Annotated in this window: 15 protein-coding genes and 1 pseudogene; 1 reads left to right on the forward strand and 15 read right to left on the reverse strand. The window is 41.6% G+C overall.

Translation table 11 applies throughout. From position 1 onward, the window contains the following. Positions 1 to 71: 71 nt before the first annotated feature. Together SLS51_RS07325 and glyA are read right to left on the reverse strand one after the other, a co-directional pair. Entirely contained in the window at positions 72 to 1,217 is a 1,146-nt protein-coding gene (locus tag SLS51_RS07325) for a 3-phenylpropionate MFS transporter (protein ID WP_323836897.1), read from the reverse strand. Positions 1,218 to 1,529: 312 nt separating this feature from the next. Then, positions 1,530 to 2,783 carry a serine hydroxymethyltransferase gene (gene glyA / locus SLS51_RS07330; RefSeq protein WP_323836899.1) on the reverse strand — a complete coding sequence of 418 codons (1,254 nt, stop codon included), beginning with the start codon at positions 2,781 to 2,783 and terminating at the stop codon, positions 1,530 to 1,532. 367 nt (positions 2,784 to 3,150) lie between these two features. Between glyA and hmpA the strand changes: the two are divergent. Beyond that, positions 3,151 to 4,344, forward strand: a pseudogene (gene hmpA, locus SLS51_RS07335) (NO-inducible flavohemoprotein); the annotation flags it as partial. A 210-nt stretch (positions 4,345 to 4,554) separates the two neighbouring features. Here the strand turns inward: hmpA and SLS51_RS07340 are convergent. From SLS51_RS07340 to SLS51_RS07400, 13 genes are all read right to left on the reverse strand, one after another. Beyond that, entirely contained in the window at positions 4,555 to 4,821 is a 267-nt protein-coding gene (locus SLS51_RS07340) for a PAAR domain-containing protein (RefSeq protein WP_323836901.1), read from the reverse strand. A 42-nt stretch (positions 4,822 to 4,863) separates the two neighbouring features. After that, entirely contained in the window at positions 4,864 to 5,586 is a 723-nt protein-coding gene (locus tag SLS51_RS07345; protein WP_323836903.1) for a hypothetical protein, read from the reverse strand. A 12-nt stretch (positions 5,587 to 5,598) separates the two neighbouring features. After that, positions 5,599 to 6,372: a Tox-REase-5 domain-containing protein gene (locus SLS51_RS07350; RefSeq protein WP_323836905.1), complete on the reverse strand. Its 774-nt coding sequence runs from the start codon at positions 6,370 to 6,372 to the stop codon at positions 5,599 to 5,601. A gap of 1 nt (position 6,373) precedes the next feature. Further along, positions 6,374 to 6,502, reverse strand: a complete 129-nt coding sequence (locus tag SLS51_RS07355; RefSeq protein WP_323836907.1) for a PAAR domain-containing protein — start codon at positions 6,500 to 6,502, stop codon at positions 6,374 to 6,376. 42 nt (positions 6,503 to 6,544) lie between these two features. Next, positions 6,545 to 7,267, reverse strand: a complete 723-nt coding sequence (locus SLS51_RS07360; protein ID WP_323836909.1) for a hypothetical protein — start codon at positions 7,265 to 7,267, stop codon at positions 6,545 to 6,547. Positions 7,268 to 7,279: 12 nt separating this feature from the next. Further along, entirely contained in the window at positions 7,280 to 8,044 is a 765-nt protein-coding gene (locus tag SLS51_RS07365) for a Tox-REase-5 domain-containing protein (RefSeq protein ID WP_323836911.1), read from the reverse strand. A gap of 1 nt (position 8,045) precedes the next feature. Next, positions 8,046 to 8,387 carry a hypothetical protein gene (locus tag SLS51_RS07370; protein ID WP_323836913.1) on the reverse strand — a complete coding sequence of 114 codons (342 nt, stop codon included), beginning with the start codon at positions 8,385 to 8,387 and terminating at the stop codon, positions 8,046 to 8,048. Beyond that, on the reverse strand, positions 8,384 to 8,881 hold the full coding sequence (locus tag SLS51_RS07375) for a DUF4123 domain-containing protein (RefSeq protein ID WP_323836915.1): 498 nt from the start codon (positions 8,879 to 8,881) through the stop codon (positions 8,384 to 8,386). Before SLS51_RS07375 ends, SLS51_RS07370 begins: the two co-directional genes overlap by 4 nt. 2 nt (positions 8,882 to 8,883) lie before the next feature. Further along, positions 8,884 to 10,914, reverse strand: coding sequence for a type VI secretion system Vgr family protein (locus SLS51_RS07380; RefSeq protein ID WP_323836917.1), 2,031 nt, complete (start codon positions 10,912 to 10,914; stop codon positions 8,884 to 8,886). A gap of 422 nt (positions 10,915 to 11,336) precedes the next feature. After that, positions 11,337 to 12,728: an aldehyde dehydrogenase family protein gene (locus SLS51_RS07385; RefSeq protein ID WP_323836919.1), complete on the reverse strand. Its 1,392-nt coding sequence runs from the start codon at positions 12,726 to 12,728 to the stop codon at positions 11,337 to 11,339. Further along, positions 12,728 to 13,789 carry an AMP-binding protein gene (locus tag SLS51_RS07390; protein WP_109791723.1) on the reverse strand — a complete coding sequence of 354 codons (1,062 nt, stop codon included), beginning with the start codon at positions 13,787 to 13,789 and terminating at the stop codon, positions 12,728 to 12,730. Before SLS51_RS07390 ends, SLS51_RS07385 begins: the two co-directional genes overlap by 1 nt. A gap of 597 nt (positions 13,790 to 14,386) precedes the next feature. Continuing rightward, positions 14,387 to 14,725, reverse strand: coding sequence for a nitrogen regulatory protein P-II (gene glnB, locus SLS51_RS07395; RefSeq protein ID WP_011147501.1), 339 nt, complete (start codon positions 14,723 to 14,725; stop codon positions 14,387 to 14,389). Between the two features lie 15 nt (positions 14,726 to 14,740). Continuing rightward, positions 14,741 to 16,363 carry an NAD+ synthase gene (locus tag SLS51_RS07400; RefSeq protein WP_323836924.1) on the reverse strand — a complete coding sequence of 541 codons (1,623 nt, stop codon included), beginning with the start codon at positions 16,361 to 16,363 and terminating at the stop codon, positions 14,741 to 14,743. Between the last annotated feature and the right edge of the window lie 17 nt (positions 16,364 to 16,380).

The raw sequence follows: 16,380 nt of genomic DNA on the forward strand, positions 1-16,380 counted from the left end.
CAACAATTACGCCTATTGAGATAGGCTCTTAGTTTCTTACAAAAATATTGTAAGAAACTAAATTTATATTGTTAATAATTATGAGCTTTAACCTGCGGTCGCAAGAAGATAGCAGGAAAAGCAACTAAGGCCATCATCCAGAAAATTCCACTGTGCAGATAATCATACATAAATCCTGCAATTACCGTCATGACAGCGATACCGCCCCCCATTGCCAGTGCAGAATAGGCCGCTTGCAAACGCACAATTTCCCCTTCCTTTCTCGCACCGATAAAACGCATCGCTGCCAAATGACAGACAGTGAACGTACCACAATGCAAGATTTGGACGATAATTAACACCGGTAATGAAGTGAATGTTCCCATCAATCCCCAACGAACAACACCACATATACCGGAAAGCAGCAGAAGATTACGGGCATTCCAGCGCCGGAATAATTGATTACTCAGAGTAAAAATAATCACTTCAGCTACTACACCCAATGACCAAAGATAACCGACTACCGAGGCAGAATAGCCCGCGTTTTCCCAGTAAATTGCACTGAAGCTGTAATATCCCGCGTGGGCGCCCTGCAATAAAGCCACACATAATAGGAATCGACGTACCGATTTTTCAGACAACAACTGTTTAAATGACACGACATCCACTTTGGCAGATTTGGTTTCACCAACCGGCATGATAGAGGGCCTAAGCAATGTCACCAACAACGTAGAGAAGACGCTAAACAATATCGTGATGAGGATGGCTTGATGTCCCCAGACAGAGATTAATTCCCCAGTTAATGCTGAACTGATAATAAAGGCAATTGAACCCCAAACCCGTATCTTGCCGTAATCAAAAGGAAATTGCTTTTGCCATGTTCCCGCCAGCGCATCACCCAATGGCATCATCGGCGAAAAAAATAGATTAAAGCCAACCATGACGAACAAAAGCCATGCCCAATGATTTCCTAATGTAAAGCCAACAGCGAAAATCAGAGTCAACAATGCCAATATACGCAATGCAAGAATAAGTTTTGCGGGATCTTTCACTGTAGGTGCGATTAATAAACTACCCAAGAAACGAGAAATCAAGCCTGCACCCAATAGAACCCCTATCATATCGTGCTCTATACCTTCACCCTGGAGCCAGGTTGCCCAGAAAGGTAAAAATATCCCGTAAGAAAAGAAATATGTGAAGTAATCTAACGCCAGCCAGCGCGTCGATCGAATAACCATTAGTCCTCCCTGGTAAAAAATGCAAAAAACCCGCCCTTAACTAACGTAGTTAGCTCAAGAAACTAGATATTGAGAGTTATCTTGAAGTGGATATTCCCCGGGGGAAATCCACACATCACTCAACATCCCACTTAAGCAAACAATGTCAGCCGGAGCAGGTTTTGTAATGATCTATACCCGTTATCTTTCAAGCTGCCTCTTTGTTGGCTGCACTCACTCACCCCGGTCACATCGTTATCGATGCTCCCGGGGATTCACTCCCTTGCCGTCGCGATCCATCTTGAAATCCATAGGGTATATTGAAATTTTAATTTATGCGTAAACCGGATATCTTGCGCAAATAGCCAGAACTTTCTGCTTAGTTGTTTCAATGGTCGCTTCATCATTGATGTTGTCCAATACATCACACATCCAGCCAGCCAATTCACGCGCTTCCGCTTGTTTAAAGCCACGACGGGTAATCGCAGGCGTACCGATACGCACACCAGAAGTCACAAATGGACTCTTCGGATCATTAGGCACGCTATTTTTGTTTACCGTGATATTTGCACGACCCAACGCAGCATCGGCATCTTTACCCGTGATGTTTTTATCAACCAGATCCAGCAGGAACAGGTGGTTCTCTGTACCGCCAGAAACCACTTTGTAACCACGTGCCAAAAATACTTCAACCATCGCTTTTGCGTTATCAGCAACCTGATGTTGATACGCTTTGAATTCTGGTTCCATTGCCTCTTTCAATGCCACCGCTTTACCTGCAATAACATGCATCAGAGGCCCACCCTGACAACCAGGGAACACAGAAGAGTTCAGTTTTTTATACAGCTCTTCATCACCACCTTTTGCCAAGATCAAACCACCACGTGGACCCGCCAGTGTTTTGTGCGTCGTGGTGGTGACGATATGAGCATGAGGAACCGGGTTAGGATACACTCCTGCGGCGATTAGGCCAGCAACGTGTGCCATATCAACGAACAGATAAGCACCAATGCTGTCTGCAATTTCACGCATCTTTGCCCAATCAACCACACCGGAGTAAGCCGAGAAACCGCCGATAATCATTTTTGGCTGGTGTTTTTGCGCTTGTGCCGCGATATCGTCATAATCGATTTTACCGCTTTCATCGATACCATAAGGCACAACATTGTATAACTTACCAGAGAAGTTAACCGGAGAGCCGTGAGTCAAATGACCGCCATGTGCCAAATTCATCCCCAGAACCGTATCGCCCGGTTGCAGCAAAGCCATATAAACTGCCGCATTCGCCTGAGAACCAGAGTGTGGCTGAACGTTGGCATAATCAGCACCAAACAGTGCCTTAGCACGATCGATAGCTAACTGTTCAACAACATCTACATATTCACAACCACCGTAGTAGCGTTTACCCGGATAACCTTCAGCATATTTGTTAGTGAGTTGAGAGCCCTGTGCCTGCATAACTCTTGGGCTGGTATAGTTTTCAGAAGCAATTAACTCGATATGTTCTTCCTGACGAACAACTTCTTGCTCCATCGCCTGCCATAGTTCGGGATCATAACTAGCAATATTCATTTCACGCTTTAACATTGGGTTCTCCTGACTCAGCTAACTTCTCTTCAAACAACACCCCCAAAGGGCCGAATGGCACACAGTGTAAACTCTTTTCACCGAATGAGATAGTCTTGACAAAATATTTTACGCAAACGATTGCATATCCATTACAAGCAAGGTATCGGTTCTAAATAGTGTAATGAAAATTATGCTGCATTTTTTCTCTTTGGTCGGAATTTATGACCTAAAGCAATCCTTTCCTTAGTGTAAATATCTTTTAGGAATATTTTTTTCACCATAAAGACCACACGCTATATTTACAAAGCCCCCAAAAGGGTATAAGTTGCATTTAAATTACATGTTATAACTTTCATTACCCACTTGAAAGAAATTCAGGAGCTTCACCATGCTGGATAGCCAAACTATTGCAACTGTCAAATCAACTATTCCCCTACTTTCCGCGACGGGTCCAAAACTGACAGCCCATTTCTATGAGCGGATGTTTAACCATAATCCTGAGTTGAAAAACATCTTTAATATGAGCCATCAACTTAATGGTGATCAGCGTGAAGCCTTGTTCAATGCGATCTGCGCCTATGCAGCCAATATTGATAACTTAGAGGTACTACTACCGGCAGTGGAAAAAATCGCTCATAAACACGCCAGTCTGAATATTCAACCTGAGCATTATCAGATTGTCGGTACTCACCTGTTAGCAACGTTGGATGAAATGTTCCAGCCGGGAAATGAAATTCTGGACGCCTGGGGAAAAGCTTATGGCGTGCTGGCTGATGTTTTTATCAATCGTGAAGAGCAAATCTATCATAGTGGTGAATCGACAGATGGCGGCTGGCGTGGTTTGCGCCCATTCCGTATCAACCGGAAAGAAGTAAAAAGTGATGTCATTTGCAGCTTTGAATTTGCACCACAAGATGGTGGGAAAGTAATGGACTATAAACCTGGCCAATATCTAAGTATTTATCTGCAAGATGATAGTTTTGCTAACCGAGAAATTCGTCAGTATTCACTGACGGCAGCACCAAATGGCTCCAGCTACCGGATTGCAATTAAACGTGAGCCACAAGGAATCGTTTCCAACCATATGCACGATAAGATGCAAGAAGGCGATACCGTCTGGCTGGCTGCCCCACGCGGCGATTTTTTCCTTGAAATTAAACCAGAAACGCCGGTTACTTTAATTTCTGCGGGGGTTGGCCTGACTCCTATGATGAGTATGTTACATCACCTCCACCAGCAAAATCACCATAGCCCGATTCATTGGTTACATGCGGCGGAACACGGCGGCCATCACGCGTTTAGCAACGAAGTCGCAACGATGGCGCAGGCAATGCCAAATTTTGCTGGCACAATTTGGTATCGCGAACCAAGGGATGAAGATCAACAAGGTATTCATTATCAACATCAAGGCTTTATGGATCTGAAGGTTCTGAATGAGACGTTGAAAACAGAAGGAATGCACTTCTATTTCTGTGGTCCAGTTGCCTTTATGCAATATGTCGCGAAGCAGTTATTGGATATGGGAATAGATAAACAATTTATTCACTATGAATGTTTTGGTCCACATAAAGTGATTTAAATTTTCAACTTAATATTAAAAACATTATATGGTGATAATAGACAATAAAGTGAACTGAACAGAAACTATCTTCAAATTTATGGCCTCTAATACTCATGTGTATTGAATGTGCTTAATGTGACTGAAAAAACCAATTCATCACTATTTTAGAGGCCTTATGGAGTTTATTTATCATGGAGCCCGTCCTATTGGACGTCAGCTCCATTAATTTTAAGAATCATAGGTAAATTTACTCTGACTGGCAATTAATTTTGCCCCACAGGCAGTTTGCATTCCTGCAAGCGCAATCGCTTTCCCTTTATATTTTAAAGAGTCAGCACCCTGAATAATAGGAAAAATACCTTTGCATTGGGGACACACGACCAAATCTTCTTTACCTGCTACAGGAACACCATTGTGAGTATATTCATCAATAGCGGTAATAACTTTACCGCCATGATCTGTCATATCACCTAACAGAATAACTGCTTTTAACATTACAGTTCTCCATTGTTTTTCAATTGGTAAATAATATCCACATTAAACCTCGGTAATTAACGGCAATAATCCCAGATTGACCAACTGAATTTCAACATCATTAGATTTATCAATATCATCCTGATTTCTCCCATCAAAAATGCCTTTTTTGGTAATAATCAGCGTGCCGATCTGTTCATTATTTTGATACACAGGGAGCACATCCTCCGCCATAGGCAGGTAAGATTTGTCAATAATGCGGGGCTGGTAAAGCATCCAGCCTACACTTAAGCGATCAGGGAAAACTTGTTTGCCTTTTAAGGTATAGCCGTTGGTTTCTACTTGAATATAAGAAAAATCACGACTGGTCGCTAAGTATTTAACTAAATCAATTAATCGGGATACATTCAGTTGGCTGCTGTCAATTTTTAAATTGAGTTCTAATCTAACACAGTCAGGATGCCCTGATTTTGATTTATCATAAATAATGCCACAAGATAACTCATCTTTTTGACCATCCCACATCCCATTGATAAGTGAAGGAAAATTTTTACTATACTCTTTTTCAAAGTCCCTTATTACAACACTTGTAGGACCTTCTTCATCAAATACAATGTGTTTCAAGGCTTCTTTTCGGGAATAACCAGTCAAATACCACATCTTTTTTTGCCCGAAAAAGATATCAATTTGCCGTGTGATACGAAATAAATCCATTAATGCCGAATTTACGGTAATAGCTTCCTGCTGTTCATAACGTACATTAATTTTTAAACGAATTATTGTCATTTAAACCTCTAATTAAGCTGTCATCGCCAAATTGGCACAGGGGGTATAGTGAACACTGATATTTTTATATTCACCGAACAATATCTTAAAATAGCTAGAACTGACAGGTTGTAAAAAATGCCATTCCACATGAGGAGTCCCTTCCAGTACATCACAGACCACTTGATGTCTTTTTGCCTGATTTCTCGCAGAAACCTGACCTTTCCACCAATTTTTTGGTTCACCTTCAATATCAAAAAACTGGTCATACCGCGCTTTGGCCTCTAGAAATAAACAATACGCTGGCCGCCAGCCATCAAAGGTGACTTTCAAGCACTGAAACTCCTGAATCATTTGCGTGACCGGGTCATATTTAGTTTTAGCAATAAATCGCTGATAGTTAATCGTGATGGCGCTCCAGCGACTAACTTTGCGATACTTTTCATTTGTTGCCGGAATAGCAAGACAAGCCTTGCACTCTTTTCTAGTCTCTGTTTTTTCACATTCTTCCACCTTAGACTGGGCTTTAGTCTGAACCGAACTGGTATCAACGGACTCTTCCCCTAAATCATCGTCCTCCCAAAAATCCGCATAGGCTCCGGCACTCCAGACGATATTTCGGTCTTCATCCGTAATTTCAGGGCTTATTACAAAGTCCGTTTTCTTATGGGGCATGTTATCATCGTCTATAACGGACTTATCTTTACCCGCTTCCATGATTCCGACTGCAATTAATACCCCGGCACAGGCGCTTGCGACATATTCAGCCGCCCCCACGGCGACAGGGGCTAATAAGGGCATTGGCATATTAACGTCTCCTGTTTAGATTATTTTTTGCAATAATATGAACACTATTGTGAATATACTCATCAATAGCGGTAATAACTTTACCGCCATGATCTGTCATATCACCTAACAGAATAACCGTTTTTGACATTAAAGTTATCCATCGTTTTTCAATTGGCAAATAATATCCCCATTAAACCTCGGTAATTAATGGCAGTAATCCCAGATCCACCAACTGAATTTCAACATCATTGGATTTATCAATATCGTCCTGATTCCTTCCATCAAAGATGCCTTTTTTGGTAATAATCAGGGTGCCTATCTGTTCATTATTTTGATACATAGGAAGCACATCTTCCGCCATAGGCAGATAAGATTTATCAATAATGCGGGGCTGGTAAAGCATCCAGCCAACACTTAAGCGATCAGGGAAAACCTGTTTATTCCGTAATGTATATTCGTTGGTTTCGACCTGAATATAAGGGAAGTCACGGCTGGTCACTAGATATTTGACAAGTTCAATTAACTTGGAAATACCAAGCTGACTACTGTCAATTTTCAAATTGAGTTCTAACCTAACCCAGTTAGGACCTTTTGTTGACAATTTATTATAACTAACACTACTAGATAACTCATCATTTTCACCATCCCATATACCTTCAATAAGTGAAGGAAAGTCTTTTTTATAAGATTTTTCAAAATAATTTACTGCTTCGTCTGTAGGCCCTTGTTCATCAAACACAATATGTTTTAATGCCTCTTTTCGGGAATATCCTTTTAAAAACCATGTTTTTTTCTTCCCGAAAAATATATCGATTTGCTGTGTGATATGAAACAAATCCATCAATGCCGTATTAGCAGTAATAGTTTTTTGCTGTTCATAACGTACATTTATTTCTATACGAACTATTGTCATGTTGACCTCAGATTAAAATAAACTGTCGTAGGGGGTATAATGAACTCTGATATTTTTATACTCGCTAAACTGTACCTTAAAATAAGCATAACTGATTGGTTGTAAAAAATGCCATTCTACATAAGGTGTGCCTTCTAGAACATCACAGACTTTTTGATGCCTTTCAGCCTGTTTTTTGCCTGATTCATCACCTTTCCACCAACTTTTGGGTTTCCCCTCACTAATAAAAAACTGGTCATACCGCGCTTTGGCCTCTAGAAATAAACAATACGCTGGCCGCCAGCCATCAAAGGTCACTTTCAAGCACTGAAACTCCTGAATCATTTGCGTGACCGGGTCATATTTAGTTTTAGCAATAAATCGCTGATAGTTAATCGTGATGGCGCTCCAGCGACTAACTTTGCGATACTTTTCATTTGTTGCCGGAATAGCAAGACAAGCCTGACACTCTTTTTTAGTCTCCGTTTTTTCACATTCTTCCGCCTTAGACTGGGCTTTAGTCTGAACCGCACTGGTATCAACGGATTCTTCCCCTAAATCATCGTCCTCCCAAAAATCCGCATAGGCTTCGGCACTCCAGACGATATTTCGGTCTTCATCCGTAATTTCAGGGCTTATTACAAAGTCCGTTTTATTACGGTGAATGTCGTCATCCTCTATAACGGATTTATCTTTACCGGCTTCCATGATGCCGACCGCAATTAATACCCCAGCACAGGCGCTGGCGACATATTCAGCTGCACCTACAGCGACAGGGGCTAATAATGGTATTGGCATATTAACGTTTCCTGTTTATCTTATTTTTTGCAATACAAAGAATATCTTTAAACTGTTGCTCGGATTTCTGATCAGGAGATTCCAAAGCAGACTTGATTGACGAGGCATGCTGAAAATCAGGATTAAACGCGACCAGAGATAAATAGGATTGAATCAAGTATTTATCCTGAAAGTTTAATGTCAGCAAATAATCATAAGCAGCCATTAACCGTTCGTTCAGCGAAGATGGGGAAGGAATTAAATCCGCATGTTTGGCAAGAAGTTCGGCCTGTATACGATCAATCACCGTCTGTTTTTCCAGCTTGGTGATAATATCAAACTGTTCCTGAGTCAATTCAATCATAATGGAACTCCTGACACCGAATAATAAGTGGCATTGTATTGATAAACCCATTTATTAATACAATGTGTGAATGCAGACAATTGCTCATGACTAAAAATGTCACTGATGCGATGCAAAATACGAGGATCATAAAAACGTAGAAGCGCCATCTGTTTTGTCGGCAGTTGAATATTTAAATATGACACAAGATGGCGGGTCAGCTTATCTAATGACAGAGAGGTTAATAACCATGATACTGCCGGATACGTTTCTTCAAGTATTGACAATTTCTCTTGCCATTGATTCGCATATTCCATATCAAACAGCCACGGGCCTGCAAATGCAAGTTTTGAATCTGGATAGTGCCGGAATAGTGGATTGTTGACACCCACGATATAATTAATCTCCTCACCAAAACAGCGTTCATACTGCAAACCATTCACCAGCGCGTAAAGCCGAATGCCGGGATGTTCTTTCTGATAATTAACCAATTTTTCACTTAATTCAGGTGTCATAATTACCCCCGGATAACGGTTATTGCTTCTTCAAGTTCAGTTTTCATCAAACAACTGAGACAAATTTCTTTAAGTGGTTCTTGAGCAACAGGAGTGGATATTTCAGCACTAACCTGTTTCAGTTTATCCAGCATATCCGGCAGTTTTCCTCCCCAACCCGAGCCTATACCCGGTGTTCCACTGGCAAAACTAATTCCGGCACTACTGCTGATACCACTGGCATCAATTTTAATAAAATGCCCCGCAGCCTGTAAGGTTAGCTCACTGCCGGCATCAATAACCACCTTCGCCCCGGAACTGAGGTGAATTTCATTTCCACTTTGTACCAACAACGCATCGTCAGCTTTAATATGAAGTTTTTGTCCGGTTGAAACGGAAATATCTTGCTGCGCCAGAACACGATATTCATTATCAACACGTAAGTGAGCATCGTGTTTAATATGATGAGTCTGATTATGTGCAATATTGACCATTTCATCGTTTAAAATCTCCGTTTTCATGTTCTTCTGAGCATGAATATAGATTTCCTCACCGCCTTTATCATCATCAAAACGCAGTTCATTAAATCCTTCCCCTTTATGGGTTTTTGATCGGATTACCATCTGCGTTTTTGCCATCGGCAAACGGTTCGGTGGGAGATTAATGGCATTATAGGTACGACCAATAATAATCGGCTGGTCAGGATCGCCATGCATGAAATCAACCAGTACTTCCTGACCAACACGCGGGATGGTCATCATTCCCCAACAGTGTCCAGCCCAAGATTGGCTAACTCTTATCCAGCAAGAACTTTGATCATTAAGCTTGCCATATCGATCCCAGGCAAATTGCACCCGTACCCGTCCATATTCATCACAAAATATTTCTTCTCCCTCTGGTCCCACCACGGTGGCAATTTGCAGGCCATCAATATGTGGCTTGGGGTAAGGAAAGGGACGCCATACCCGATTGGGACTACCAAAGGTAAAACCGTTCGTCAAAGTCGTCCCTCTGCTACCAAAATGGGACTCATCCGCTTGAGGTTGATGACCGCGGTGAGTAATTTGGATTATTTGCCACGGCGCATTAAATTTTTCTTTCGGATGATCGGTAAGCGTAAACCACATGCCCGGTAAAAGAGCAAAACTGTCACTTTGCCCACTGCCAAGCAAAGCATCATTACGCAATGCCTCCAACCGGTATTGACTTATTCGCTGCCCATTTCCATCTTTATAACGTCCGGGAAAGTCATAGTAATAGTAGCTATTTAAATCCGAACGCTGATTGCCGATGTACCTGTGATTTTCATGGAATTGAAAATCTGAAAGCCACCGGGGATGTTTAAATGTGTAATCTCTCACCGAAATTTCAGCAATGCCCACTCGTTCTCCCCAACGAAACTGGCTGATGCAACACTGGTTGCCTGTAACATCAGGTTCTGGGTTGTAGGGCAGTGAAAGAGAGCCATTCTTGGTATAAGAGTCGACAAAAATCATTGTCGGCTCGCCCTTATCCTGATCAAAGTAATAGTAATAAAAGATCCCTTCATCAGCTAACAGACGCTGTAAAAAAGCCAAATCACTCTCATCGTACTGAACACAGAACTCCCGCACTGGATGTTCATAGCGCAATAGACAAGAGAATTGCCGAACGCCATTTTCTTTCAATAGCCTATCAATAATATCGGTGACGGATTTATTCTGAAAAATTCGAGAGTTAACCCGCAATCCGGCACGCCACAAGGAAGGGTGGAGAGTCAAGTAATAACAACTACGATAACGGCCCGTTGTTTCCTGCACAAAATGAGTCACAATCCCGGTGATATAACGCTCAGGCTGCCCGTCACGATAAACGGTCAATGTGGCGTATTGATCCAAAATATCCGCAAAATCAATATCTGGATTGGCACAAGTCACTGTGGCTTGCAAACTGAATAGCGTTGACAAGGCTTCATTCAGTGTAAATTCAACCACAACAAAAGTTTTCGCAGGGAGATTACCGGCCGTAAGAGTAAAAACCAGCCCGGTTCGTTCCACATTTAAATCATTAGCCATAAGCAACTATTACCTATAATTGAGTTATCAGTCTGAAATATACCCTAAACGAAATGATCACAAAAGAAGCAATTATGATGTTTTTTAATCAATCAGGCAATAAAGTCATAAGGAAATATGATGAAATGCAACGTTAGCATCAAAGTGGAATTTGATAACTTTCAAACAGGCTTTGTTTTGGATATGTAATATGTCGCTAAACAGTGGTTGGATATGGGAATAGATAAACAATTTATTCACTATGAATGTTTTGGTCCACATAAAGTGATTTAAATTTTCAACTTAACACTAAATAATAAAAAACCGCGCCATGAATGACTTATGGCGCGGTTTTTGTATATACCTGTCATCTTTCAAATTTGAATCAATTCGGTCACGGGTCTTTAGCATAGATTGATATCGTTACATTTCTCTTTATCATTTTAAGTAAACCAATTCTTCTGAATACGAACCCCTCGGCTATGCATCAAAAATTCTGACAAATATCCGTCATGCGGTACAAGTGGTGCCATCCAGGTTGTCGGAATATCTCCTGCATAAACATTACTGATAGTTGTATTACTCAGAACGGCACCCAGAATTTCTGGTTTTTTCGAGAATACCGTGACAACTAACGAATCTGATAACATTTGTGAACTCTTCAAACGGTCATAAGGTGCAACAGTGACGCATGGAAATGGAAGTTCGCGTTGAATTAAAGGATCTATTGGATTATCGACAACAGTAACGCAAGGTCTAAGGATATATCCCGATGATGTTTGTTCACCAAACAACCGAAGATCTTCATTTTTTTCAGGATAAAGTGATTTCTGTAATAAAGCCGTGGTATTCGATGACCCTAATGGAAATGCCTCCTCGGCATCCATCTGATCAAACGCTTCCGATAAACGTTGACCAAAATCAACAGGGTCCCCTTCTATTAATACCGCGCTGGCAGAAACACATGCGGTACCACCAAGAGCACTGACCGATCGGGCAACAAGTGAAACTGCTTCATCAATATTGACATCTGAACCTACCACAATTTTCGAACGCCCCGGTCCTTGGATTAAAACTTTAGGATTCGAATGATATTTATTAACGATATCTTGCCCGCCATAAATAATAGACAGATCTGCCGCAGAAACCATTTCGTCAGCACCTTGATGATCTGTCGGTATGAGCGCAACATAGTTTCCGAGCCCAGCCTGTTGCAATGAGGAGACTAATCGTTGAGCGGTGAATGGTTCACGAACAGAAGGCTTAATTAAAATTCGATACCCAAAAGCAAGAGCTTGCGGCCACAAAGCATGCGCTCCCGGCCCATTGCCACCAGTCAGAACAGCCAGCACATCCGCTCGTCGGCTGAATAAAGCACATCCTTCTGCAACTCTGCTATCATCCACATGCCAAATAGCGCCATGTGGCATAGATGCTTTGATTATCTCAGGCATCATCATAAGCACTTCTGAAGTTTCAATCAGTGACCTTTCGATAATACTCGCTGGCAGCCCAATGACACGGTGTGTCAATTGCACATATTCTGCCGGAGAAAGCCCGGCGACACTCTCACTGGAATAAATTTTTGCAGCCTGCTTCATTGCTGCATGAATTTCATCCAACCTCAGTCGGGGGGCAATTCTCATCTTGCGAACAACTTCACAAATATAAACGGGAGGCGCTATCGCAGTTTCTCCAACAACTTCATCTAACACGTTGATAACAGCCGCACGCCGGCGCGTAACATAGGATTCTCCCAGTGCGAGAGCCTCCACTTGTTGCAATTTGTTCTCCATTGCGGTTTTTACGTCAGGCTTCACACTATCGATTAGCATTAATAGACCCCTTCTATTACCGCATGACCAGAAATCTCCTCAACAGGACGCACCAGCGTAACGGAAACTCCTGGGTAATCATCTATTCTTGGCATCCTCACCGCCGTATCACGTTCCAAGATATTCGGAAATAAAGCAAACTTGTTGATGTAGTTCATTACAACCCGACCTCGTTCCCCAAAAGGAACCGGTTTTTGCGTCAGTGGATCGATAACTTCAAAAAGGACGTTAGGGGCAAAGCTGTCAAAGATAGGTGACCCTTCAAAATCCTGATTATCTCTTGATTTAGATTCGCCCAGTATCATTGTACTGCCATAACTGGCTGTTATTTTGACATCAGGGAAAATTGAGGATTGCAAAAATGCCTGTGTATCTGGGTCCATGTGAGTTCCACCCCAAGCAATAAGGTCCAAACTCTTATTCAAATGACTGACCAACGCCGCTCTCCTAACCATTCGTTCTAAAAGTGGCGGCGTGACAATTAAGTAACTAATATTTTGTCTATTAATAATATCTTCAGCCTGATCGAGAATATGCTCGCAGTAAGCCTCCATCCCAGCAAGATCACCTTGTTGGATCATCTTTTTAACCCAACGTGGATCTAAATCCACGGTGAAGAAATGCCCACCATTAGCACGAGCACGAAGACGGCTTATTGCCCCGATAACATGAGGACCAGAAGGGACCAGCGCCAAGGTATTCTTTATTGCCCCCGTATTAACGACTTTCATATCACTCAAACGCCAGGCCACTAACTGCTCTAACCACTCTTCAAAGACGACAACACGTTTGGGTCGTCCTGTCGTCCCTCCACTTTCAAATACCCCCGCAATGGCCGCATTTTGCAAACCACGAGGCACCAAGCTTTCAGTCGGAACATCCCGAAGTTCATCAGCAATATCGGGAAATAGCCTTAAATCAGAGAAAGTACGTATATCTTGCAATGGATCGAAATCCAATATTTTGCGTTTTTCAAGCCAAAACGGCGATCCGGTTTCAGGCGAAAAGTGCCAATTCATGATTTGAGACAAATAAACGTCAAAGTTATGAAAATCAGTCACATGTACCTCCATATTTTAAGCCAAATTTACAAGGTATTACTATTCAGCTTAAAAAAGATAAGAAATTTAAATGAATCATAAAATAGTTGAGAGGCTCCTTCTTTATCTGACAAGAAAGAAACCACACAACAATACAATTTTAATTGTTTTTTCAAAGATGGCCTTAAATTCTCACAATAAATTTATGATTAAGAATAATTATTAAAGTTAGAGGTAATCAATTAATTTAAAAAAACATTCAGTGATTGAGAAAATATTATCATTTATTAATCATGATGCGCGATTTGCAAAAGATAAATTTCTTTGTCAAAACGGTATATGGCTAGGCTTGGAGGTTTGAAATCAATTGATTTATATGATTATTTAATTAACCACATCACTGGTTATGGTTGATTAATATATTTATCTAATCTTTATATTATATTAACAGGGCTTTACTGCATTCTTAATATTTCTTATATTAGCCAATATTTTGATTCTGTATGCCAATATCCAATTTCGCTTTAGCGTTTAATCTATTAGCCTCAGCTACCATCTTATCTTTATAGGGGTGGCTTTTTTATCTGCCTGTCACCACCCCAAAAAATTCAAATTAAGTTAAATCGCCTCTTCATCCTGCTCACCGGTGCGGATACGCACAACACGCGCTACATCAAATACAAATATTTTACCATCACCGATTTTCCCGGTCTGTGCCGTCTGCATAATAGTTTCAACACAGGTATCGACAATATCATCTGGCACGACAATTTCTATTTTCACTTTTGGCAGAAAATCCACCATATATTCTGCACCGCGATACAGCTCTGTATGACCTTTTTGGCGCCCAAAACCTTTCACCTCTGTTACCGTCATTCCGGTGATACCCACTTCCGCCAGAGCTTCACGCACATCATCTAGTTTGAAAGGTTTGATAATCGCATCAATCTTTTTCATGAAGTTTTCCTGTTGTTACCAGTTTTTACGGCCGAAACCAGAGGTAATCGGGTAGCGTCTGTCTTTACCAAAATTACGTAGCGTAATACGCGGTCCCATCGGAGCCTGACGACGTTTATATTCGTTGATATCAACCAAACGAACAACTTTACGTACAATTTGTTCATCAAACCCTGCCGCCACCAGCTCATCAACCGACTTATCCTGTTCCACATAACCTTCCAGAATAGCATCCAGAATGTCATAAGGCGGTAAACTGTCCTGATCAAGCTGTCCGGGTGCCAATTCTGCCGATGGCGGACGATCAATGACTCGTTGAGGTATCGCCGGCGAAACGGTATTACGATATTTTGCTAATTCAAATACCAATGTTTTCGGTACATCTTTCAGCGCATTAAAACCACCCGCCATATCACCATATAATGTGGAATACCCCACCGCTGATTCACTCTTATTACTGGTTGTCAGCACAAGACGATGGCGTTTATTAGACATCGCCATCAGAATAACGGCACGGCAACGCGCCTGTAAATTCTCTTCGGTGGTATCTTTGGCCGTACCCGCAAACAGAGGTTCAAATTGTGCCATAAATGCATCAAACACCGGTTCAATCGACACCACATTAAACTCAACACCCAACATATCAGCCTGTTCTTTAGCATCTTCTATACTCATTTCAGATGTATAACGGAATGGCATCATAACCGCCTGAACATGATCTTTACCCAATGCATCAACAGCAATTGCCAACGTTAAGCCAGAGTCAATGCCCCCAGATAAGCCTAACAACACGCCTTGAAAGCCATTTTTGCGAACGTAATCATGCACTGAAAGGACTAATGCCTGATATACCTGCTGCAATGGCGGTAATTCAGGTGCCGGATTAACCATAGGTTCAATCCCTAATTCATTAAAGCGGCATTGTTGGATTTGTTCATTAAATGCGGCTAACCGATGAGTCACTTCACCACTTGCATTAAAAACTTTAGAACAGCCGTCGAAAATCAGCTCATCCTGACCCCCAACCTGATTAAGATAAATCATGGGTAACTCTGTACGTCGGCAATGTTCTCTAATCAGTTCATAACGGATATAAGGTTTTTCACGATTATATGGCGAAGCGTTGATAGAAAGAACTAAGTCTGCACCAGCCTGTTTCAAGGCATCAATCGGCTCATCAAACCATAAATCTTCACAAATCAATAAGCCGAGATTGTAACCCTTAAATGGCACAACACAGCTTTGATCGCCCGCTTTAAAATAGCGTTTCTCATCGAAAACACCATAATTTGGTAACCGTTGCTTGAAATAACGGGCCAAGATCTCTCCTTGCCAGAATAAGGAAAGTGCGTTGTAAATCTCCCCGTCCTGCTCCCAAGGATGACCAACTAAAATAGCAGTTTGACAACTGGCAGCCTGTAAACGTGCCAATTGCTCACGGCAACGCTGATGAAAATCAGCTCGGAATAATAGATCTTCTGGAGAATAACCGGATATTGCCAGTTCAGAAAACATTACCAAATCAGCATCTTGTTGCTGTTGTTCCTGTACTGTCTGCAACATACGTTCACAGTTGCCTTCAATGTCGCCAATCATCCAATTAAGCTGTGCAAGGGCAATATTAAGAGTACGGCTCATACAATTTGGCTCTCCCA

The organism is Photorhabdus africana (assembly GCF_035181445.1).
Taxonomy (GTDB): Bacteria; Pseudomonadota; Gammaproteobacteria; order Enterobacterales; family Enterobacteriaceae; genus Photorhabdus; species Photorhabdus laumondii.